This window comes from Achromobacter sp. AONIH1 (assembly GCF_002902905.1).
Lineage (GTDB): Bacteria > Pseudomonadota > Gammaproteobacteria > Burkholderiales > Burkholderiaceae_B > Achromobacter.
This window is the reverse complement of record NZ_CP026124.1, coordinates 926,825-946,095: the sequence shown is the minus strand read 5'-3', so window position 1 is coordinate 946,095 and position 19,271 is coordinate 926,825. Positions and strand designations below refer to the sequence as shown.

At 65.6% G+C, this 19,271-nt stretch carries 26 protein-coding genes; 24 read left to right on the top strand and 2 right to left on the bottom strand.

What is annotated here, in order from left to right; translation table 11 throughout:
* Position 1 precedes the first annotated feature (1 nt).
* The 17 genes from rplX (at position 2) to rplQ (ending at position 8,669) form a co-directional block, all read left to right on the top strand.
* Positions 2-322, top strand: a complete 321-nt coding sequence (gene rplX, locus C2U31_RS04355) for a 50S ribosomal protein L24 (protein WP_103271726.1) — start codon at positions 2-4, stop codon at positions 320-322.
* Between the two features lie 12 nt (positions 323-334).
* Complete coding sequence (rplE, locus tag C2U31_RS04350) at positions 335-874, top strand: 50S ribosomal protein L5 (RefSeq protein ID WP_103271725.1); 540 nt, start codon at positions 335-337, stop codon at positions 872-874.
* 12 nt (positions 875-886) lie between these two features.
* Positions 887-1,192 carry a 30S ribosomal protein S14 gene (rpsN, locus tag C2U31_RS04345; protein ID WP_006227037.1) on the top strand — a complete coding sequence of 102 codons (306 nt, stop codon included), beginning with the start codon at positions 887-889 and terminating at the stop codon, positions 1,190-1,192.
* A gap of 10 nt (positions 1,193-1,202) precedes the next feature.
* Positions 1,203-1,598 carry a 30S ribosomal protein S8 gene (gene rpsH, locus C2U31_RS04340; protein WP_103271724.1) on the top strand — a complete coding sequence of 132 codons (396 nt, stop codon included), beginning with the start codon at positions 1,203-1,205 and terminating at the stop codon, positions 1,596-1,598.
* A gap of 12 nt (positions 1,599-1,610) precedes the next feature.
* On the top strand, positions 1,611-2,144 hold the full coding sequence (gene rplF, locus C2U31_RS04335) for a 50S ribosomal protein L6 (protein ID WP_103271723.1): 534 nt from the start codon (positions 1,611-1,613) through the stop codon (positions 2,142-2,144).
* A gap of 21 nt (positions 2,145-2,165) precedes the next feature.
* Positions 2,166-2,531: a 50S ribosomal protein L18 gene (rplR, locus tag C2U31_RS04330; RefSeq protein WP_103271722.1), complete on the top strand. Its 366-nt coding sequence runs from the start codon at positions 2,166-2,168 to the stop codon at positions 2,529-2,531.
* 15 nt (positions 2,532-2,546) lie between these two features.
* On the top strand, positions 2,547-3,068 hold the full coding sequence (gene rpsE / locus C2U31_RS04325) for a 30S ribosomal protein S5 (RefSeq protein WP_006389628.1): 522 nt from the start codon (positions 2,547-2,549) through the stop codon (positions 3,066-3,068).
* 3 nt (positions 3,069-3,071) lie between these two features.
* Positions 3,072-3,257 (top strand): 50S ribosomal protein L30, encoded by a 186-nt coding sequence (gene rpmD, locus C2U31_RS04320; RefSeq protein ID WP_006216520.1) that lies wholly within the window; start codon positions 3,072-3,074, stop codon positions 3,255-3,257.
* A gap of 9 nt (positions 3,258-3,266) precedes the next feature.
* Positions 3,267-3,707, top strand: coding sequence for a 50S ribosomal protein L15 (rplO, locus tag C2U31_RS04315; protein WP_103271721.1), 441 nt, complete (start codon positions 3,267-3,269; stop codon positions 3,705-3,707).
* Between the two features lie 14 nt (positions 3,708-3,721).
* Entirely contained in the window at positions 3,722-5,047 is a 1,326-nt protein-coding gene (gene secY, locus C2U31_RS04310) for a preprotein translocase subunit SecY (protein WP_103271720.1), read from the top strand.
* 8 nt (positions 5,048-5,055) lie between these two features.
* A complete protein-coding gene (gene infA / locus C2U31_RS04305; protein ID WP_003806927.1) occupies positions 5,056-5,274 on the top strand; it encodes a translation initiation factor IF-1 in 219 nt (72 codons plus the stop codon).
* A 34-nt stretch (positions 5,275-5,308) separates the two neighbouring features.
* Positions 5,309-5,422, top strand: a complete 114-nt coding sequence (gene rpmJ, locus C2U31_RS04300) for a 50S ribosomal protein L36 (RefSeq protein WP_003806928.1) — start codon at positions 5,309-5,311, stop codon at positions 5,420-5,422.
* A gap of 43 nt (positions 5,423-5,465) precedes the next feature.
* Complete coding sequence (gene rpsM, locus C2U31_RS04295) at positions 5,466-5,831, top strand: 30S ribosomal protein S13 (protein ID WP_103271719.1); 366 nt, start codon at positions 5,466-5,468, stop codon at positions 5,829-5,831.
* A gap of 15 nt (positions 5,832-5,846) precedes the next feature.
* Positions 5,847-6,248 carry a 30S ribosomal protein S11 gene (rpsK, locus tag C2U31_RS04290; protein ID WP_006216516.1) on the top strand — a complete coding sequence of 134 codons (402 nt, stop codon included), beginning with the start codon at positions 5,847-5,849 and terminating at the stop codon, positions 6,246-6,248.
* A gap of 11 nt (positions 6,249-6,259) precedes the next feature.
* On the top strand, positions 6,260-6,883 hold the full coding sequence (gene rpsD, locus C2U31_RS04285) for a 30S ribosomal protein S4 (protein ID WP_103271718.1): 624 nt from the start codon (positions 6,260-6,262) through the stop codon (positions 6,881-6,883).
* Between the two features lie 219 nt (positions 6,884-7,102).
* Positions 7,103-8,089, top strand: a complete 987-nt coding sequence (gene rpoA, locus C2U31_RS04280; protein WP_006216514.1) for a DNA-directed RNA polymerase subunit alpha — start codon at positions 7,103-7,105, stop codon at positions 8,087-8,089.
* A 184-nt stretch (positions 8,090-8,273) separates the two neighbouring features.
* A complete protein-coding gene (rplQ, locus tag C2U31_RS04275; protein WP_103271717.1) occupies positions 8,274-8,669 on the top strand; it encodes a 50S ribosomal protein L17 in 396 nt (131 codons plus the stop codon).
* 82 nt (positions 8,670-8,751) lie between these two features.
* Here the strand turns inward: rplQ and C2U31_RS04270 are convergent, their stop codons facing one another.
* Positions 8,752-9,204 (bottom strand): HIT family protein, encoded by a 453-nt coding sequence (locus tag C2U31_RS04270; RefSeq protein WP_103271716.1) that lies wholly within the window; start codon positions 9,202-9,204, stop codon positions 8,752-8,754.
* Between the two features lie 127 nt (positions 9,205-9,331).
* Between C2U31_RS04270 and cutA the strand changes: the two genes are divergently transcribed.
* Positions 9,332-9,679, top strand: coding sequence for a divalent-cation tolerance protein CutA (gene cutA / locus C2U31_RS04265; RefSeq protein WP_103271715.1), 348 nt, complete (start codon positions 9,332-9,334; stop codon positions 9,677-9,679).
* A complete protein-coding gene (dsbD, locus tag C2U31_RS04260) occupies positions 9,679-11,583 on the top strand; it encodes a protein-disulfide reductase DsbD (protein WP_103271714.1) in 1,905 nt (634 codons plus the stop codon). Before cutA ends, dsbD begins: the two co-directional genes overlap by 1 nt.
* An 89-nt stretch (positions 11,584-11,672) precedes the next feature.
* Here dsbD and C2U31_RS04255 read toward each other — a convergent pair whose 3' ends face one another.
* Complete coding sequence (locus tag C2U31_RS04255; RefSeq protein ID WP_103271713.1) at positions 11,673-12,524, bottom strand: IclR family transcriptional regulator; 852 nt, start codon at positions 12,522-12,524, stop codon at positions 11,673-11,675.
* 224 nt (positions 12,525-12,748) lie between these two features.
* Between C2U31_RS04255 and C2U31_RS04250 the strand changes: the two genes are divergently transcribed.
* The 5 genes from C2U31_RS04250 to C2U31_RS04230 all read left to right on the top strand — a co-directional run bounded on the left by C2U31_RS04250 (position 12,749) and on the right by C2U31_RS04230 (position 19,262).
* A complete protein-coding gene (locus C2U31_RS04250; RefSeq protein WP_233772813.1) occupies positions 12,749-14,434 on the top strand; it encodes an FAD-dependent oxidoreductase in 1,686 nt (561 codons plus the stop codon).
* Positions 14,435-14,495: 61 nt separating this feature from the next.
* The gene (locus C2U31_RS04245; RefSeq protein WP_103271711.1) at positions 14,496-15,257 is read left to right on the top strand and encodes an SDR family NAD(P)-dependent oxidoreductase; all 762 of its coding nucleotides are present in this window, start codon (positions 14,496-14,498) and stop codon (positions 15,255-15,257) included.
* A gap of 75 nt (positions 15,258-15,332) precedes the next feature.
* Positions 15,333-16,523 carry an ABC transporter substrate-binding protein gene (locus C2U31_RS04240; protein ID WP_103271710.1) on the top strand — a complete coding sequence of 397 codons (1,191 nt, stop codon included), beginning with the start codon at positions 15,333-15,335 and terminating at the stop codon, positions 16,521-16,523.
* Between the two features lie 31 nt (positions 16,524-16,554).
* The gene (locus tag C2U31_RS04235; protein WP_103271709.1) at positions 16,555-17,478 is read left to right on the top strand and encodes a branched-chain amino acid ABC transporter permease; all 924 of its coding nucleotides are present in this window, start codon (positions 16,555-16,557) and stop codon (positions 17,476-17,478) included.
* On the top strand, positions 17,475-19,262 hold the full coding sequence (locus C2U31_RS04230; RefSeq protein WP_103271708.1) for an ATP-binding cassette domain-containing protein: 1,788 nt from the start codon (positions 17,475-17,477) through the stop codon (positions 19,260-19,262). Before C2U31_RS04235 ends, C2U31_RS04230 begins: the two co-directional genes overlap by 4 nt.
* Positions 19,263-19,271 lie beyond the last annotated feature (9 nt).

Genomic DNA, 19,271 nt, shown 5'->3' with positions numbered 1-19,271 from the left:
GATGAACAACATCCGTAAAGGCGACGAAGTCATCGTCCTGACCGGTCGCGACAAGAAGCGTCGCGGCACCGTGCTGGCCCGCGTCGATGCCGACCACGTCCTGGTCGAAGGCGTCAACGTCGTCAAGAAGCACATGAAAGCCAACCCGATGGCCAACAACCCGGGCGGAATCGTCGAAAAGACCATGCCGATCCACATCTCGAACGTCGCGCTGTTCAACCCGGCCACCGGCCGTGGCGATCGCGTTGGCGTCCAAGAAGTCGACGGTCGCAAGGTCCGCGTGTTCCGTTCCAATGGTGCCGTTGTCGGCGCCAAGGCGTAAGGGGCGACAGACATGTCTCGTTTGCAAGATTTCTACAAGAGCAAGGTCGCTGGCGACCTGCAAGCCAAGTTTGGCTACAAGAGCGTGATGGAAGTGCCCCGCATCACCAAGATCACCCTGAACATGGGTGTCTCGGAAGCGGTCTCCGATAAGAAAGTTATCGAGCACGCCGTCTCGGACCTGACCAAGATCGCTGGCCAAAAGCCCGTGGTGACGAAGACCAAGAAGGCTATCGCCGGCTTCAAGATCCGCGAAAACTACCCGATCGGTTGCATGGTCACGCTGCGCGGTCAACGCATGTACGAATTCCTGGATCGCCTGGTGGCGGTTGCGCTGCCTCGCGTGCGCGACTTCCGCGGTATCTCGGGTCGCGCGTTCGACGGCCGTGGCAACTACAACATCGGGGTGAAAGAGCAGATCATTTTCCCCGAAATCGAGTACGACAAGATCGACGCGCTGCGTGGGCTGAACATCAGCATCACCACCACCGCGAAGACCGACGAAGAAGCCAAGGCGCTGCTGACCGCCTTCAGCTTCCCGTTCCGTAACTAAGGGGCTGATGACGTGGCTAAACTTTCCCTCATCAATCGCGACATCAAGCGCGCCAAGCTGGCTGACAAGTTCGCCGCCAAGCGCGCTGAGTTGAAGTCGATCATCGACGACCAGTCGAAGACCGACGAAGAACGTTACCAAGCTCGGCTCAAGCTGCAACAGCTGCCGCGCAATGCCAACCCGACGCGTCAACGTAACCGTTGCGTGGTCACCGGTCGTCCGCGCGGCGTGTTCCGCAAGTTCGGCCTGACCCGCCACAAACTGCGTGAAATGGCGATGAAGGGTGAAATCCCCGGCATCACCAAGGCCAGCTGGTAGGAGAAAGAATATGAGCATGAGCGATCCCATCGCCGATATGCTGACCCGCATTCGCAATGCGCAGCAAGTGGACAAAGTTACGGTGAGCATGCCCTCCTCGAAGCTGAAGGCGGCTATCGCCGGCGTGCTGAAGGACGAAGGCTACATCGACGGCTTCGAAGTCAAGGGCACCCAGGCCAAGCCTGAGCTCGAGATCACCCTGAAGTACTACGCTGGCCGTCCGGTCATCGAGCGCATCGAACGCGTTTCGCGTCCCGGCCTGCGCATCTACAAGGGCCGCACCAGCATTCCTCAGGTCATGAACGGCCTGGGCGTGGCTATCGTGTCGACCTCGCGTGGCGTCATGACGGACCGCAAGGCCCGCGCCAATGGCGTCGGCGGCGAAGTGCTGTGCTACGTGGCCTAAGGAGAAATTCGAATGTCACGTATCGCTAAATATCCGGTCGAACTGCCGAAGGGTGTTGAAGCCAGCATCCAGCAGGATCAGATCACCGTCAAGGGCCCGCTGGGCACCTTGACCCAAGCCCTGACTGGCGACGTCGCGGTCGCGTTGGACAACGGCAAGCTGACGTTTGTCGCCGCCAACGAAACCCGCCACGCCAACGCCATGTCGGGTACCGTGCGCGCGCTGGTGGCCAACATGGTCAACGGCGTGAGCAAGGGCTTCGAGCGCAAGCTGACCCTGGTGGGCGTGGGTTACCGCGCCTCGATCCAAGGCGACGCCGTTAAGCTGCAGCTCGGTTTCTCGCACGACGTTCTGCACAAGTTGCCGGCCGGCATCAAGGCCGAATGCCCCACCCAGACGGAAATCGTCATCAAGGGCTCCAACAAGCAGGTCGTCGGCCAGGTGGCCGCTGAACTCCGCGCGTACCGCGAACCCGAACCCTACAAGGGCAAGGGCGTGCGTTACTCGGACGAACGCGTCGTCATCAAAGAAACCAAGAAGAAATAACGGCGCACGCAAGGACGAATCATGGACAAAAAAGTTTCCCGTTTGCGTCGTGCGGTTCCGACCCGCCGGAAGATCAGCGAGCTGCGCGTTCATCGCCTCTCGATTTTCCGCTCGAACCAGCACATCTACGCCAACATCATTTCGCCGGAAGGCGATCGCGTTCTGGTCAGCGCCTCGACGGTGGAAGCCGAAGTGCGTGCGCAGCTGGCTGGCCAAACCGGCCAAGGCGGCAACAAGGCCGCCGCCACGCTGGTTGGCAAGCGCGTGGCCGAAAAGGCCAAGGCTGCCGGTATCGAACTGGTCGCTTTCGATCGCTCGGGCTTTCGTTACCATGGCCGCGTGAAAGCGCTGGCCGACGCCGCGCGTGAAGCCGGCCTGAAGTTCTAAGCGAGGATCTGTCAAATGGCTAAAGTACAAGGCAAGAACGCCGCGGAAAAAGAGAACGATGACGGCCTGCGCGAGAAGATGATCGCGGTCAACCGCGTCAGCAAGGTCGTGAAGGGTGGTCGCACCATGAGCTTCGCCGCGCTGACCGTGGTTGGCGATGGCGACGGCCGCGTCGGCATGGGCAAGGGCAAGGCGCGTGAAGTGCCGGTGTCGGTCCAGAAGGCGATGGAACAGGCCCGCCGCGGCATGTTCAAGGTTGCGCTGAAGAACGGCACGCTGCACCACACCGTGGTCGGCAAGCATGGCGCCGCCACCGTGCTGATTTCGCCCGCTGCTGAAGGTACCGGCGTCATCGCCGGCGGCCCGATGCGCGCTATTTTCGAAGTGATGGGTGTGCGTAACGTGGTTGCCAAGAGCCTGGGCTCGAGCAACCCCTACAACATGGTTCGCGCCACGTTGAATGGCCTGCGCGCCTCCCTGACCCCGGCGGATGTTGCTGCCAAGCGCGGCAAGACCGTCGAAGAGATCCTGGGGTAAATCATGGCTCAGAAGCAGATCAAAGTGACCCTCGTGCGCTCCGTGATCGGTACCAAGCAATCGCACCGTGACACGGTTCGCGGTCTGGGCTTGGGCCGTATCAACAGCAGCCGCGTGCTGGTCGATACGCCCGAGGTGCGTGGGATGATCCGTAAGGTGGATTATCTCGTTTCCGTCTCGGAAGCCTAAGGAATCACCATGTCGGATATGCAACTCAATACGCTGAAGCCCGCTGAGGGCAGCAAGCACGCCAAGCGCCGCGTCGGCCGTGGCATCGGTTCGGGTCTGGGTAAGACCGCCGGCCGTGGTCACAAGGGTCAGAAGTCGCGCTCGGGCGGTTTCCATAAGGTTGGCTTCGAAGGCGGTCAGATGCCGCTGCAGCGTCGCCTGCCCAAGCGCGGTTTCACGCCGCTGGGCCAGCACCTGTACGCCGAAGTGCGTCTGTCGGAACTGCAAGCCGTGCCCGTCGACGAAATCGACGTGCAAGTGCTGAAGGCCGCTGGCGTGATTGGCCAGGCGGTTCGTTTCGCCAAGGTCATCAAGTCGGGTGAAATCTCGCGCAAGGTTGTGCTCAAGGGCATTTCCGCGACGGCCGGCGCTCGCGCCGCCATCGAAGCCGCGGGCGGCTCGCTTGCCTGATCACGAGGTGACGAGTGGCTAACGCGCAGGCATTGGGCAAAACCGGAGCACGGTACGGCGACCTAAAGCGCCGCCTCGTGTTCCTGGTGCTCGCCCTGGTGGTTTACCGTTTGGGTACACACATCCCCGTGCCGGGCATCAACCCGGATGCGCTGGCGGACCTGTTCCGCCAGAACCAGGGCGGGATCCTGGGCCTGTTCAACATGTTCTCGGGCGGGGCGCTCTCGCGCTTCTCGATTTTTGCCCTGGGGATCATGCCGTACATTTCGGCATCCATCATCATGCAGCTGATGTCTGTGGTGGTGCCGTCGCTGGAAGCGCTCAAGAAAGAGGGCGAGGCCGGTCGTCGGAAGATCACCCAATACACCCGCTACGGCACGGTCGTGCTGGCGCTGGTGCAGGCTGTGGGCATTTCGGTTGCGCTTGAGTCCCAGCAGGGACTGGTGATCGATCCGGGCATGCTGTTCCGCTTCACGACCGTTGTGACCCTGGTCACCGGCACCATGTTCGTCATGTGGCTGGGTGAGCAGATCACGGAACGCGGTCTGGGTAACGGGATTTCGATCCTGATCTTCGCCGGTATCGTTGCGGGCCTGCCCGCCGCGTTGGCCGCGCTGCTGGATCTGGTTCGCACCAACTCGATGTCTGTGCTGTCTGCGCTGTTCATCGTGGCTCTGGTGGTGCTGGTGACCGCTTTTGTGGTGTTCGTGGAACGCGGACAGCGCAAGATCACGGTCAACTACGCCAAGCGCCAGGTCGGCAACAAGGTCTACGGCGGGCAAAGCTCGCACCTGCCCTTGAAGCTGAACATGGCTGGGGTGATTCCGCCGATCTTCGCGTCGTCGATCATCCTGTTCCCGGCCACGATCACGAGCTGGTTTTCCAGCAGCGAGAACATGCGCTGGCTTAGCGACCTGGCTGCGGCCCTGTCGCCTCGTCAACCGCTCTACATCACGCTGTACTCGGTCGCGATTATTTTCTTCTGCTTTTTCTACACGGCTCTGGTGTTCAACAGCCGCGAAACGGCGGACAACCTGAAGAAGAGCGGCGCATTCGTTCCGGGCATCCGTCCGGGTGAACAAACGGCGCGCTACATCGACAAGATCCTGATGCGTTTGACGCTCGCAGGTGCCATCTACATCACGTTGGTGTGCCTGTTGCCGGAATTCTTGGTGATGCGCTGGAATGTGCCCTTCTACTTCGGTGGTACGTCCCTGCTGATCATTGTGGTGGTGACGATGGATTTCATGGCGCAGGTTCAGGCCTACATGATGTCTCACCAGTACGACTCGTTGCTCAAGAAGGCTAACTTCAAGGGCGCGGGTTTGCCGATGCGGTAAGCAAAAGAATGTCCAAGGACGACGTCATTCAGATGCAAGGCGAGGTTCTCGAGAACCTCCCTAACGCGACATTTCGCGTCAAGCTCGAAAACGGCCACGTGGTGTTGGGCCATATTTCCGGCAAGATGCGTATGCATTACATCCGGATCCTGCCGGGTGACAAGGTCACAGTGGAGCTCACGCCCTATGACCTGACGCGGGCCAGGATTGTGTTCCGCTCCAAGTGAGCGGATACGGATTACGGAAAATTAGGAGTCAACCATGAAAGTAATGGCATCGGTTAAGCGGATCTGCCGCAACTGCAAAGTTATCAAACGTCACGGCGTCGTGCGTGTCATCTGCACCGACCCGCGTCACAAGCAGCGTCAAGGCTAACCCGGGTTAGCGACTACGCAACGGATTTATTCAAGGAACAGTCATGGCCCGTATTGCTGGCATTAACATTCCGCCGCAACAGCACGCCGAGATCGGCCTGACCGCCATTTTTGGCATCGGTCGTACCCGCGCTCGCAAGATCTGCGAATCGGCGAACGTCCCGTTTGACAAAAAGGTCAAGGATCTGACCGACGCTGAACTGGAACGCGTCCGCGAACACGTTGGTTTGTTCACGGTTGAAGGCGACCTGCGTCGTGAAGTGCAGCTCTCGATCAAGCGTTTGATCGACCTGGGAACCTACCGCGGCATGCGCCACAAGCGCGGCCTGCCCGTGCGCGGCCAGCGCACTCGCACCAACGCTCGCACCCGCAAGGGACCGCGTCGTGCTGCTGCGTCCCTGAAGAAATAATCGAGGAACTGGATTATGGCGAAAGCTTCCACCAGCGGCGCTTCGCGCGTGCGCAAAAAGGTCAAGAAGAACGTCTCGGACGGCATCGCGCACGTTCACGCTTCGTTCAACAACACCATCATCACCATCACCGACCGTCAGGGCAACGCGCTGTCGTGGGCCACGTCGGGCGGTGCTGGCTTCAAGGGCTCGCGTAAGTCGACCCCGTTCGCCGCGCAGGTCGCCGCTGAAACGGCTGGCCGCGTTGCGCTGGAATACGGCATCAAGACGCTGGAAGTGCGCATCAAGGGCCCCGGCCCCGGCCGTGAATCGTCGGTCCGCGCCCTGAACGCGCTGGGCATCAAGATCTCGAGCATCGCCGACATCACGCCCGTTCCGCACAACGGCTGCCGTCCGCCGAAGCGTCGTCGTATCTAAAGGGAATCCACATGGCACGTTATATTGGACCCAAATGCAAGCTCTCGCGCCGCGAGGGTACTGACCTGTTCCTGAAGAGCGCCCGCCGCTCGCTGGATTCCAAGTGCAAGCTGGATTCCAAGCCTGGCCAACACGGCCGCACTTCGGGCGCCCGCACTTCCGACTACGGCCTGCAGCTGCGCGAAAAGCAAAAGCTCAAGCGCATGTACGGCGTGCTGGAAAAGCAATTCCGCAAGTACTTCGCTGAAGCCGAGCGTCGCCGTGGCAACACCGGCGAAACGCTGATCCAGCTGCTGGAATCGCGCCTGGACAACGTCGTCTACCGCATGGGCTTCGGCTCGACCCGCGCCGAAGCTCGCCAGCTGGTGAGCCACCGCGCCGTCGAACTGAACGGCCACACCGCCGACATCGCTTCGATGCTGGTCAAGGCTGGCGACGTCATCACGATCCGCGAAAAGGCCAAGAAGCAAGGCCGTATCAAGGAATCGCTCGACCTGGCCTCCAGCATCGGCATCCCCCAGTGGGTGGAAGTCGACGCCGCCAAGATGACCGGTACGTTCAAGTCGGCCCCCGATCGCGCTGACGTCGCTCGCGACATCAACGAATCGATGGTCGTGGAACTGTACTCGCGTTAATCGCCGGCCTGGAGCCGCCACGCGCCACCTTCGCAGGCGCATCGGCGGTTCCCTGCGACACGTCTGCAAGTCCCGCAGCAGCCCGCTACGCCGTTTTCGGCGCAGCGGGCTTTGCGGTAGTAAAGGGCCGCATTCTTCGCGCCCCGTTTTTCACGTTTCACCCTGTCCATCAGCCTTATCGGTGTAACGAGCCGAGGGTATTGAAAAGGAACAAAATCGATGTCCACTCAAGGTTTCCTGAAGCCGCGCTCCATTGAAGTCGAACCGGTCGGCACCCACCATGCCAAGATCGTGATGGAGCCGTTCGAGCGTGGCTACGGTCACACGCTGGGCAACGCCCTGCGCCGCATCCTGCTGTCCTCGATGACCGGCTACGCGCCGACCGAAGTGCAGATGACCGGCGTGGTGCACGAATACTCGACCATCCCGGGCGTTCGCGAAGATGTCGTCGACATCCTGCTGAACCTGAAGGGCGTGGTCTTCAAGCTGCACAACCGCGACGAAGTCACCCTGGTCCTGCGCAAGACCGGCGCCGGCACCGTGCTGGCCAGCGACATCGAGCTGCCGCACGACGTCGAGATCATCAATCCCGGCCACGCCATCTGCAACCTGACGGATGCCGGCAAGCTGGAAATGCAGATCAAGGTCGAAAAGGGCCGCGGCTACGTGCCGGGCAACGTGCGCGCGCTGTCGGAAGACCGCACCCACACCATCGGCCGCATCGTGCTGGATGCGTCGTTCAGCCCGGTTCGTCGCGTCAGCTACGCCGTTGAAAGCGCTCGCGTGGAACAGCGCACCGACCTGGACAAGCTGGTCCTGGACATCGAAACCAACGGCGTGATCTCGCCCGAGGAAGCGGTGCGCCAGTCGGCCCGCATCCTGATGGACCAGATCTCGGTCTTCGCCGCCCTGGAAGGCGCTGGCGACTCCTACGAAGCCCCGGTCCGCGGCACGCCGCAGATCGACCCGGTCCTGCTGCGTCCGGTCGACGACCTGGAACTGACCGTGCGTTCGGCCAACTGCCTGAAGGCCGAAAACATCTACTACATCGGCGACCTGATCCAGCGTACCGAGAACGAACTGCTCAAGACCCCGAACCTGGGTCGCAAGTCGCTCAACGAGATCAAGGAAGTGCTGGCCGCACGCGGCCTGACGCTGGGCATGAAGCTCGAAAACTGGCCCCCGCTGGGCCTGGAGCGTCCCTAAGCATCACCCGGGCGGCGCGCCGCGAGGCACGCTGCCCGCAACGCCCGGCCGATTGGCCGGGCGATTTGCAAAACCGTCGTAAAATGCACCGTTTTTCACCGGACCGCGGCCTGATTGCAGGTTGATAGAAGAGCCGGCAACCCGATGGCGGAAACGCCGTCTTTAGATTCAAAGGAAACTTATCATGCGTCACGGTAATGGCTTGCGTAAGCTCAACCGCACCAGCAGTCACCGTCTTGCCATGTTCCGCAACATGGCCGTTTCGCTGATCACTCACGAAGCGATCAAGACCACGCTGCCGAAGGCGAAAGAATTGCGCCGCGTCATCGAACCCCTGATCACGCTGGGCAAGGAGCCCACGCTCGCGAACAAGCGTCTGGCTTTTGCCCGTCTGCGCGATCGCGACGCCGTGGTGAAGCTGTTCGCCGAAATCGGTCCGCGCTACGCGAACCGCAACGGCGGCTACACCCGCGTGCTGAAGATGGGCTTCCGTCAAGGCGACAACGCTCCCATGGCTTTCATGGAGCTGGTCGACCGTCCGGAAGTCGATGAAGCCGCTGAAGACAGCGCCGCCGAATAAGTTGTAGGCGGTAGCGATAAGCGACAAGGGCAGGTCTTCGGACCTGCCCTTGTTTTTTGTGCGCGGCGATACGCGCCGCCTTTCAGCCGGCGCGCGCCGGCTCGCCGTGCAATTCGCCGCGCAGTTGGGCGGCGGTCGTCGCCAGTTCCTCTTGCGGGGCCTGCGGCGGCATGGTGAAGGTGAGGTCCTTCTGCACGATGTACTGCGTCGACGTCACGTCCTGCGGGTCGTGCATGGGGATCACATGGGCGTGGGCGTGTGCCACGTGGATGCCGGTGAAGGCAAAGCCCACCCGGTCCACGCCATACAGGCGCTTCATGTGCCGTCCCAGCTTCTGCCCCAGGTTCAGGATGTGGCCGGCCAGGTCCGCCGGCATGTCCTCGAAATAGGGATAGTGCTGCTTGGGAATGATGAGCGTGTGGCCGGGCCGCACCGGCTGGATGTCCAGGAACGCCAGCAGGCGGTCATCCTCGTGCAGGATGTGGGCGGGAATCTCGCGGCGGGCGATGCGGCAGAACAGGCAATTGTCGGACATGCGGGCCTCTGTTTGATCATGAGCAGACGAGCATGAGTGCACGGGCATCCGGCGGCGCCGGACGGCTGCGGCAATATCGATAAAATACCCCGAGTTACATCCCGCAAGGGTATTCCCTGGAGGCTGCATGTTGCGCGACGACGACGTGGTGCTGATCATCAGCAATGCGCCCGACCTGCTGTTGGCGAAACGGATCGCGCACGTGCTGGTCGAAGACGGCCTGGCGGCCTGCGTGAACCTCGGCGCGCCGGGCCTGTCCATCTACATGTGGCAAGGCGAGGTGGAAGGGGCCGAGGAAGTGCCCATCCACATCAAGACCACCTACGCGCGCCATGCGGCGGTCGTTGCCGCGCTGGCGCAGATGCATCCCTACGACGTGCCCGAAATCATCGTGCTGCCCGTGATCGGCGGCGCGGCGCCCTACCTGGACTGGGTGCGCGAACAGACGGCCGTCGTGCAGAACAAGAGAGACTGATGTTGCAATTTGCCGGTATGGCTGGCGGCCGCGCCCTGCGCCCGTCCAGGACGGATCTTGCCAGGCGGCTGTTCGCGCTGCTGGCCCTGGCGCTGCTGTGGCTGGGCTGGAACGCCACCGCGCGCGCCGAGGCCGAATTCCTGGATCCTGAAAAGGCCTTCGTCTTCAGCGCCGCCATGAGCGCGCCGGACACCGTCGAACTGCGCTACCGCGTCGCGCCCGGCTACTACATGTACCGCGAGCGCTTCGGCATCACCATCAGTCCATACGGCGCGGCCACGCTGGGCGAGGCCGTCTATCCGAAAGGCGAGGTGAAGTACGACCTCACGTTCGAGAAGGACATGGAGGTCTACCACCAGGACGTGATCGTGCGCGTGCCGGTGCAGCCAGGCGGCCAGGCCTTCACGCTGACGGCCACCTCGCAAGGCTGCGCCGACGCCGGCCTGTGCTATCCGCCGATGGACCACAGCGTGAAGCTGACCCCCGTGCAGGGCGGCTACGCCGTCGCGGGCGGCGCGCTGGCCGGCGCCGGCGCGGCGGCATCGGCCGGCGCATCCGCCGGCGGCCTGGGCGGCCTGCTGAGCGCGGGCGACACCGGGCTGGCCGACGCGCTGGGCGGACTGGGCTGGGCCAAGACCGCCGGTGTATTCCTGGTGCTGGGTCTGCTGCTGGCCTTCACGCCCTGCGTGCTGCCGATGATCCCGATCCTGTCGTCCATCGTGGTGGGCGGCACGGCCCCCGGCGCCAAGCCCGCGCGCGGACGCGGACTGGGCCTGGCCGCCACCTACGTGCTGGGCATGTCCGTCGTGTACACGGCGCTGGGCGTGGCCGCCGGCCTGAGCGGCGCGGGCCTGGCCGCCTGGCTGCAGACGCCCTGGATCCTGAGCCTGTTCGCCGCGTTGCTGGCGGTGCTGGCGCTGGCCATGTTCGACGTGTTCACTTTCCAGATGCCGTCCGGCATCCAGGCGCGCCTGTCGGAGCGCTCGTCGCGCATTCCAGGCGGACGCTACACCGGCGCGCTGCTGATGGGCGCGCTGTCGGCCCTGATCGTCGGGCCCTGCGTGGCCGCGCCGCTGGCCGGCGCGCTGTTGTACATCTCGCAGACCGGCGACGTGGTGCTGGGCGGTTCCGCCCTGTTCGCGATGGCCTGGGGCATGGGCGTGCCGCTGCTGATCGTGGGCGCCTCGTCGGGCGCGCTGCTGCCCAAGGCCGGCCCGTGGATGGACGGCGTCAAGCGCCTGTTCGGCATGCTGCTGCTGGCCACGGCATGGTGGATGCTGATTCCGGTGGTGCCGACCTGGGTGCAGATGACGGGCTGGGCCTTCCTGGCTATCGTGGCCGCCGTGATGCTGCGCGCCTTCGATGCGCTGCCGGCCGGCGCCGGCGCGGGCCGCATGTTCGGCAAGGGCCTGGGCCTGCTGCTGGCGCTGGCCGCGGCGGCCTGGCTGGTCGGCGCCGCGAGCGGCAGCCGCGACGTGCTGCAGCCCTTGGGCCATCTGGCCGACGGCGGCGCCGCCGCCACGCCGGGCGCGGCAAGTGCTGGCGAGGCGCACTTCAAGCGCGTGCGCACCATCGCCGAGCTGGATGCCGCGCTGGCGCAAAGCCGCCAGCCGGTGATGCTGGACTTCTACGCCGACTGGTGCGTGTCGTGCCGCGAGATGGAGCGCTTCACCTTCACCGATCCCGGCGTCGCGCAACGCATGGGACAGATGCTGCTGTTGCAGGCCGACGTGACCGCCAACAACGCCGATGACCGGGCGCTGCTCAAGCGCTTCCGCCTGTTCGGCCCGCCGGGCATCATGTTCTTCGAACCCGGCGGCAAGGAGCTGCCGGATGCGCGCGTCGTGGGCTTCCAGGATGCCAAGCGCTTCACTGAATCGCTGGATCGCGTGCTGACGCGCTGAATGCCGCCTGCCGCAAGCTTGCGCACGCGGCAGCTTCGGACCACGCCATGCCGCAAGGGCCGCGCCTGTCATGCGCGGCCCTTGCGCTTTCAGGATTGCCGCGTCGCGCGCGCGTCCACGTTCTGCCAGCCCAGCTCGGCCGACACCGCATCGGCGCAGCGCTTGATGTCCGCGACCAGCGGGCTGTTCCAGCGCGCGTCGAACACGCCGGCCGCGCCGATCGCGGTGATCACCAGCACCACGTTGCCATTGGAGTCGAACACCGGCGCGCTCAGGCCGTTGATGCCGGGGATGGGATCGCCCACCGCGCGCGCGACGCCGCGCTGGCGCACCTCGCGCAGCGACTGCTCGAACTTCTCGGTATGGCTCAGCGTGGGCACCGCGCCCAGGCGCAGGAAGTCCTCGTGCAGCAGGCTTTCGATCTTCTTGGGCGGCAGCAGCGCCGCGAACACCTTGCCGGTGGCGGTGTTGGTCAGCGACATGACCGTGCCGGTGCGCATGTTCACGTGGATCGGGTAGTTGGATTCGTGCAGGTGCACGATGACCGGCCCCAGGTTGCCCAGCACCGCGATGGCGATGGTCTGCCCGGTGCGCTCGGCCAGCTCGCGCGTCATGGGCACGGCGATCTTGATGGGGTCGAGCCGGTGCAGCGCCGCCAGGCCCAGCTGCAAGGCCAGCGGCCCCAGTTCGTAGTGGCCGGAGGCGGGATCCTGGCGCACCAGGCCCAGCGTGCCATAGCTGACCAGGTAGGCGTGGGCGTTGGCGCCGGACATGCCGGCGGCCTTGGCCAGCGCGCCCAGCGGCAAGGGAGAGGAGTGTTCCAGCAAGGCCAGCAGCAGCTTGCCGCCGACTTCGATGGACTGGATGCCGCGGCGCCGGGGCGCGGCGGCCTGCGCGCCCGCGGGCGCCTGGCGTTTGCCGGAAGAGGTGTGGGCTACCATTTTGCTTTGTCGAACTCAGTTGTCTATGTTGGTAGTTTCGCTAATAGCGAACAGTATTGACATTATCGAACCGTCTGTCTACAGTCGCAACCATAACAAGGCCCGTCCGTTTCGAGCGGATGCGGGCCAGCCCCGGCGGGGCGATAAGTGGGTATGGAGACAACGTGGAAGATACTCGGCAATACGACTGCGACGTGCTGGTCGTGGGATCGGGCGCGTCCGGAATGGCCGCGGCCATCACCGCGGCCAGCGCCGGATTGAAGGTCCTGATCATCGAAAAGGAGCCGCGCTTTGGCGGCTCCACGGCCCGCTCCGGCGGCTGGCTCTGGATACCCGGCACCGCGCTGGCGCGCGTGCAGGGCATCCATGAAACGCTCGACGAGGCCCGCGCCTACCTGCGCCACGAGGCCGGCGACAGCTACAACGGCGAGCGCGTCGACGCCTTCCTGGCGCACGGCCCGGAAGCGGTGGACTTCTTCACCGCCAATACCGAAGTGCAGTTCGACATGCCGCTGGTGTTCCCCGACTATCACGCGGAAGCCGCCGGCGGAAAGCAGGGCGGACGCTCGATGGTGGCGCGCCCCTACGACGGCCGCAAGCTGGGCGCGCACGTCAAGGACCTGGCGCCCGCGCTGCCCGAGCTGACCGTGTTCGGCATGATGCTGGGCTCGGGCAAGGAAATCGTGCACTTCATGCGCGCCACGCGTTCGCTGGCCTCGGCCTGGTACGTGGCCAAGCGCCTGTCGCGCCATTTCCTGGACGTGCTCAAGCATGGCCGGGGCATGACGCTGACCAACGGCAATGCGCTGGCGGGCCGGCTGGCGGCCAGCGCCTTCAAGCTGGGCATACCGCTGTGGCTGAACGCGCCGGCCAAGTCGCTGATCATCGAGGACGGCGTGGTGAAAGGCGCTGTGGTGCAGCGCGATGGCGCATCGGTGCGCGTGCGCGCCGCGCGCGCCGTGGTGCTGGCGGCGGGCGGCTTTCCTTACGATATCGAGCGGCGCAAGCAGCTCTACGCCCACGCGCCCACCGGCGTCGAGCATTATTCGCCGTCGCCCTCGGGCAATACCGGCGACGGCCTGCGCCTGGCCGAGAGCGCGGGCGGCAGCGTGAACACCAGCCTGCCCAACGCCGCGGCCTGGGTGCCGGTGTCGGTGGTCACGCGCAAGGACGGCAGTCCCGGCTACATGCCGCACTTCATCGACCGCGCCAAGCCCGGCGTCATCGCCGTCACGCGCAACGGCCGCCGCTTCACCAACGAGGGCGCGTCGTATCACGACTTCGTGCAGGACATGGTGCGCGCCTGCCAGGACGGCGGCGAGATCTGCGCCTGGCTGGTCTGCGACCACAAGACGCTGCGCAAGTACGGCCTGGGCAGCGCCGCGCCGTTCCCGATGCCGATCAAGCGCTATCTGCGGACCGGCTACCTGCTGCGCGGCTCCAGCGTCGCCGAGCTGGCGCAACGCGCCGGCATCGATGCCGGCAGCCTGCGCCAGACGGTGGAAGCCTTCAACGCCGAAGCGCGGCTGGGCCGCGATCCGCTCCACGGCAAGGGCAGCAAGGCCTACAACCGTTACCAGGGCGATGCGCTGCACGGCCCCAATCCCTGCGTGGCGCCCATCGAACAGGGACCGTACTACGCGATCAAGGTCATGATCGGCGACATCGGCACCTTCGCCGGCCTGAAGGTCGACGCCGAGGGGCGCGTGACCGATGCCGGCGGCGCGGCCATCGACGGCCTGTACGCGGTGGGCAACGACGCCTGCAGCATCATGGGCGGCAACTATCCCGGCGCGGGCATCACGCTGGGCCCGGCGCTGACCTTCGGCTATATCGCCGGCCGCAGCATCGCCGGCCAGCTGGCGAACCGCAAGACCGCGCGCGCCGCGCAAGCCGAGGCCCAGGCATGAGCCGGGCCGCCAGGCGCGCGACGCGCGCGCCCCGCATCCGCTGAACGCGACGGAGAAGCACATGGACAAGGAAGGACTGCTGCAAGGCAAGCTGGCGCTGGTGACCGGCGCCGGGCAGGGCAACGGCCGCGCCCTGGCGCTGGGGCTGGCCGCCGCCGGCGCGCGCGTGATGGCGGCGGACCTGCGCGCGGACAGCGCGCGCGACACCGCCGACGCCATCATCGCCGCGGGCGGACAGGCCTGGAGCCTGGCGCTGGACGTGACCGACGCCGAAGCCTGCGCGGCCGCCGCCGCCGACGTGCAGCGGCATGCCGGGCCGATCGACGTGCTGGTCAACAACGCCGGCATCCTGATCCGCGAAGGCCTGGACAGCCCGCGCGCGGCCGAGAACTGGCGCCGCGTGCTGGACGTGAACCTGAACGGCAGCTTCAACATGATCCATGCCTTCCTGGGCATGCTGCGCGCCACGCGCGGCGTGATCATCAACGTGGGTTCGATCGCCTCGTTCGCGGGCGTGGGCGCGGCGCTGGGCTATTCGCCGTCCAAGGGCGGCGTGAAGATGCTGACGCAGTCGCTGGCGCGCGACCTGGCCGCCGACGGCATCCGCGTGAACGCCATCGCGCCGGGCGTGATTGAGACGCCGATGACCGCGTCCACGCGCGAGGATCCGGCCAAGCTGGCCAGCTTCATGCAACGCATTCCGCTGGGCCGCGTGGGACAGCCCGACGACCTGGTCGGCCCCGTGGTCTTCCTGGCTTCGTCCATGGCGCGCTATGTGACCGGCGTGTCGCTGCCGGTGGACGGCGGCTTCCTGGCGGTCTAGCGACAGGCCCGGCCACGCCGCGCCGCAATTCTTCATCGACACGCAGCACCTTCCATAAAAACACAGGAGACAACGATGAACACCAAGGGGATCCTCTCCCGTCTTTCCAGAACGGCGGCTTGCATCGCGCTGGCCGCGGGCGCGCAGCAGGCGCTGGCCCAGGACATCAAGATCGGCTTCAACGGCGACCTGTCCGCGTCGCCCTCGGCACAGAGCGGCCAGGCCGCGGTGCTGGGCCTGAAGACCGCCATCGAGGACATCAACGCCGCCGGCGGCCTGCTGGGCCGCAAGGTGGTGCTGGTGGTGCGCGACGACCTGTCGCAGCCGCCAAAGTCGATCCAGAACATGACGGACCTGATCGACAATGAAAAAGTCGTGGCCGTGTTCGGCCCGACCAATTCGGGCAACGCGCTGGCCTGGAAGCACATTCCCAACCAGAAGAAGGTGCCGGTGATGGGCGCCATCGGTTCGGGCACCGACATCACCAAGCCCATGCGCGCCGGCGCCGACAACTACATGTTCCGCGTCGGCATGGTCGACCGCGAACAGGTCGAGGGCGTGATCGGCTACCTGAAGCGCAATCCCAAGGTCAAGAACGTGGGCTTCATGATCGAGACCACCGGCTACGGCCAGAGCGCGCTCAAGGACCTGGAGGAAGTGGGCGCGGCGCAGGGCGTGAAGGCCGTGGCGGTGGAGAAGTTCGGCGTGGCCGACACCGACATGACCTCGCAGCTGAACAAGCTGAAATCGGCCGGCGTGGATACCGTGGTGATCTGGGCGCAGAGCACGCCCATCGCCCACGTGTTCCGCAGCATGGAGAAGATCAACTGGTTCCCGCTGACGCTGACGTCCTGGGCCGCCGACAACATCGCGTTCTACGACACGGCCGGCAAGACGCTGTCGGAAAAGCCGTTCTTCCTGCGCACCATCACCGACAACCGTTCGCCGGCGCAGCAGAAGCTGTACGACCGCGTCTCGGGCCAGATGACCTCGCCCACCGCCTTCGGCTTCCTGGCGCATGCCTATGACGGCATGCATCTGATGGCCATGGCGGTCAAGCAGGCCGGCTCCACCGATGGCGACAAGCTGCGCCAGGCGCTGGAAAACCTGCAAGGCACGTATGACGGCGCCATGAAGACCTACACCAAGCCGTTCTCGCCGACGGGGCACGACGCGCTGCTGGTGGGCGACTACAAGTGGGCGCATTGGCAGGATGGCAAGCTGGTTCCGTACGCGGACGACGTGACGCGCGCCGGCGCCAAGTAAGCGCGGGGCCGGGAAAGAAGAGGGGGCCATCATGATGGCGACGTTGTTGCAGGCGCTCGTCAGCGGGCTCGCCGTGGGAGGCGCGTATGCGCTGGTGGCGCTGGGATTCAGCATCACCTTCACCACGACGCGCACGCTGAATTTCGGGCATGGGGAGTTCGTGTCCGTGGGCGCGTTCGTCGGCGTGGGGGCCCTGTTCCTGCTGGCCGGCAAGCCGGCCACCACGGCCGCCTTCACGGGGCTGGACCTGACCGGCTGGCAGTATCTGCTGGCCGCCGTCGCGGCGGCGCTGGCGATGGGGCTGCTGGGCGTGCTGCTGTATGTGTTCGGCGTGCGGCCCTTCGCCGCGCGGCCGGGCATGGCCTGGGTCATGAGCACGCTGGGCTTCGGCATCCTGCTGCAAAGCGCGGCTTTCGCCGTGTGGGGGCCGGCGCCCGTGACGGTGCCGGCGCCGTTCGGCGACGAGGTGATCCGCGTGTTCGGCGCGGGCGTGCGCACGCAGGAGCTGCTGCTGCTGGCCGTGGCCGTCATCGTGATGCTGGCGTTCGACCGCATCATGAACGGCAGCATGCTGGGCCGCGCGATGCGCGCCGTCGCCGCCAATCCGGCGGTGGCCAACCTGATGGGCATCAACGTCAACGCGGTGATGATCGGCGCCTTCTTCGCCAGCTCGGCGCTGGCGGGCCTGGCCGGCTTCCTGGTGGCGCCGATCACCTCGGCCTCGATCTTCATGGGGCTGGCGATCGGCCTGAAGGGCTTTTCCGGCGCCATGATCGGCGGCCTGACCAATCCGCGCGGCTGCGTGCTGGGCGGCTTCGTGCTGGGCCTGCTGGAATCCTATTTGAACCTGTGGCAGTCGCAGTGGCGCGAAGTGGCGATCTTCGCGCTGGTGATCCTGGTGCTGGCCGTGCGTCCCACGGGCCTCTTCGGCAAGCGCCTGGTGGAGAAGGTATGACGCGGCGCGGACAAACCCTGGCCACCCTGGCGGTGGCGGCGGCGCTGGCCGCCTGCGCGGCGCTGGTGGACAACGACTACTACCTGCGCATCCTGTTCATGTCCTGCGTGTACTACCTGTGCGCGGCCGGCGTGAACGTGCTGGTGGGCTATGCCGGGCAAAAGTCGCTGGGGCAGGCGGGCCTGTTCGCCGCCGGCGCCTACACCGCGGCGCTGCTGACCTCGCGCTGGCAGGTGGATCCCTGGCTGGCGCTGGCGGCCGCGCCCGTGGTCGCGGGCGTGTTCGGCGTGCTGATCGCGCTGCCGTCGCTGCGGGTCAAGGGCCCCTACCTGGCGATGGTGACGCTGGCCTTCGGCATCGTGATGGAAAAGATCATCACCGAATGGGTGGACGTGTTCGGCGGCCCGTCGGGCCTGTTCGGCATCCTGCCGCCGACCTGGAACGGCAATCCGCTCAGCAACCAGCAATGGGTGTGGTTCGCGCTGATCCTGTGCGTGGCCACGCAGCTGCTGCTGGCCAACGTGCTGCAAGGACGCTTCGGCCGCGCGTTGCTGTCGGTGCAGGCTGACGAGATCGCCTCGTCGTCGGTGGGCGTGCGGGTCTATCGCGCCAAGGTCATCGCCTTCGTGGTGGCGGCCGTGACCTGCGGCATTGCCGGCGCGCTGGTGGCGCAGCAGAACCAGTACATCAATTCCGATTTCATCAGCTTCAACCTGTCCATCTTCATCCTGCTGCTGGTGCTGTTCGGCGGCGCGGGTTCGAAGGCCGGGCCGGCGGTCGGCGCCATCGTGCTGACCGTGGTGGACGCGCTGCTGGCGCGCTGGCCATCCGTGCAGCACTTCTTCTACGGCGCGCTGCTGCTGTTCGCGTTGTACGTGATGCCGGGCGGGGTGATGGGCCTGTTCGCGCGCCGTCCGCGCCGCGTCGACGAGGCGGACGCGAAACCGGGCGTCGCGTCGCCGCCCGCCGCGACGGCGACGCCAGACGCCGCCAAGCCCTGCGCGCCCGCGCGGGAAGACCTGCTGCTGGTGGTGGAGAACCTGTGCAAATCCTATGGCGGCGTGAAGCCGGCGCAGGACATCTCGTTCTGCCTGCGGCGCGGGCATGTGCACGCGCTGATCGGTCCCAATGGCGCCGGCAAGAGCACGCTGATCAACATGCTGAGCGGCGTGGTCCTGCCCGACAGCGGCGTGATCCGCTATCGCGGCGCCGACATCGCCGGCGCGCGGCCGCACGCGATCTGCGTGCTGGGCGTGGGCCGCAGTTTCCAGAACCTGCGCCTGTTCGGCGAACTGTCGGTGCTGGACAACGTGCTGCTGGGCCGCCACAGCCGCATGACGAACGGTTTCTGGGTCTCGCTGCTGGGCCTGCCCGGCGCGCGCGAGCAGGAACGGCTGGCGCGGGTGCGCGCCCGTGAACTGATCGCCATGGTGGGCCTGTCGCATCTGGCCGACACGCCGGCCGGCAGCCTGCCCTACGGCCTGCAGCGGCGCGTGGAGCTGGCGCGCGCGCTGGCGACCGAGCCCTCGCTGCTGCTGCTGGACGAACCCGCCGCCGGCCTGAATCCGCAGGAGACCGCCGAGCTGGGCGCCTTGCTGGCGCGCATCAGCGCGTCCTGCGGCATCACGCTGCTGATGGTCGAGCATCACATGGACCTGGTGATGGCGATCTCCGATCACGTGATCGTGCTGGACTACGGCGTCAAGATCGCGGAAGGCAAGCCCGCCGAGGTACAGGCCGACAAGCGGGTCATCGAAGCTTATCTCGGCGCCGGCATGGCCTGAGGCGGGAAC

What these genes read in the sequence shown, in the direction of transcription:
- C2U31_RS04235 (WP_103271709.1), top strand. Translation starts at nt 16,555, where the DNA reads ATGATGGCGACGTTGTTGCAGGCGCTCGTCAGCGGGCTCGCCGTGGGA.
- rpsH (WP_103271724.1), top strand. Translation starts at nt 1,203, where the DNA reads ATGAGCATGAGCGATCCCATCGCCGATATGCTGACCCGCATTCGCAAT.
- rpsM (WP_103271719.1), top strand. Translation starts at nt 5,466, where the DNA reads ATGGCCCGTATTGCTGGCATTAACATTCCGCCGCAACAGCACGCCGAG.
- C2U31_RS04245 (WP_103271711.1), top strand. Translation starts at nt 14,496, where the DNA reads ATGGACAAGGAAGGACTGCTGCAAGGCAAGCTGGCGCTGGTGACCGGC.
- C2U31_RS04270 (WP_103271716.1), bottom strand. Translation starts at nt 9,204, where the DNA reads ATGTCCGACAATTGCCTGTTCTGCCGCATCGCCCGCCGCGAGATTCCC.
- rpsD (WP_103271718.1), top strand. Translation starts at nt 6,260, where the DNA reads ATGGCACGTTATATTGGACCCAAATGCAAGCTCTCGCGCCGCGAGGGT.
- dsbD (WP_103271714.1), top strand. Translation starts at nt 9,679, where the DNA reads ATGTTGCAATTTGCCGGTATGGCTGGCGGCCGCGCCCTGCGCCCGTCC.
- C2U31_RS04230 (WP_103271708.1), top strand. Translation starts at nt 17,475, where the DNA reads ATGACGCGGCGCGGACAAACCCTGGCCACCCTGGCGGTGGCGGCGGCG.
- rplO (WP_103271721.1), top strand. Translation starts at nt 3,267, where the DNA reads ATGTCGGATATGCAACTCAATACGCTGAAGCCCGCTGAGGGCAGCAAG.
- rplX (WP_103271726.1), top strand. Translation starts at nt 2, where the DNA reads ATGAACAACATCCGTAAAGGCGACGAAGTCATCGTCCTGACCGGTCGC.
- rpsK (WP_006216516.1), top strand. Translation starts at nt 5,847, where the DNA reads ATGGCGAAAGCTTCCACCAGCGGCGCTTCGCGCGTGCGCAAAAAGGTC.
- rplQ (WP_103271717.1), top strand. Translation starts at nt 8,274, where the DNA reads ATGCGTCACGGTAATGGCTTGCGTAAGCTCAACCGCACCAGCAGTCAC.
- rplF (WP_103271723.1), top strand. Translation starts at nt 1,611, where the DNA reads ATGTCACGTATCGCTAAATATCCGGTCGAACTGCCGAAGGGTGTTGAA.
- C2U31_RS04250 (WP_233772813.1), top strand. Translation starts at nt 12,749, where the DNA reads ATGGCCGCGGCCATCACCGCGGCCAGCGCCGGATTGAAGGTCCTGATC.
- rpmD (WP_006216520.1), top strand. Translation starts at nt 3,072, where the DNA reads ATGGCTCAGAAGCAGATCAAAGTGACCCTCGTGCGCTCCGTGATCGGT.
- rpsE (WP_006389628.1), top strand. Translation starts at nt 2,547, where the DNA reads ATGGCTAAAGTACAAGGCAAGAACGCCGCGGAAAAAGAGAACGATGAC.
- rplR (WP_103271722.1), top strand. Translation starts at nt 2,166, where the DNA reads ATGGACAAAAAAGTTTCCCGTTTGCGTCGTGCGGTTCCGACCCGCCGG.
- rpmJ (WP_003806928.1), top strand. Translation starts at nt 5,309, where the DNA reads ATGAAAGTAATGGCATCGGTTAAGCGGATCTGCCGCAACTGCAAAGTT.
- cutA (WP_103271715.1), top strand. Translation starts at nt 9,332, where the DNA reads ATGTTGCGCGACGACGACGTGGTGCTGATCATCAGCAATGCGCCCGAC.
- infA (WP_003806927.1), top strand. Translation starts at nt 5,056, where the DNA reads ATGTCCAAGGACGACGTCATTCAGATGCAAGGCGAGGTTCTCGAGAAC.
- C2U31_RS04255 (WP_103271713.1), bottom strand. Translation starts at nt 12,524, where the DNA reads ATGGTAGCCCACACCTCTTCCGGCAAACGCCAGGCGCCCGCGGGCGCG.
- C2U31_RS04240 (WP_103271710.1), top strand. Translation starts at nt 15,333, where the DNA reads ATGAACACCAAGGGGATCCTCTCCCGTCTTTCCAGAACGGCGGCTTGC.
- rplE (WP_103271725.1), top strand. Translation starts at nt 335, where the DNA reads ATGTCTCGTTTGCAAGATTTCTACAAGAGCAAGGTCGCTGGCGACCTG.
- rpoA (WP_006216514.1), top strand. Translation starts at nt 7,103, where the DNA reads ATGTCCACTCAAGGTTTCCTGAAGCCGCGCTCCATTGAAGTCGAACCG.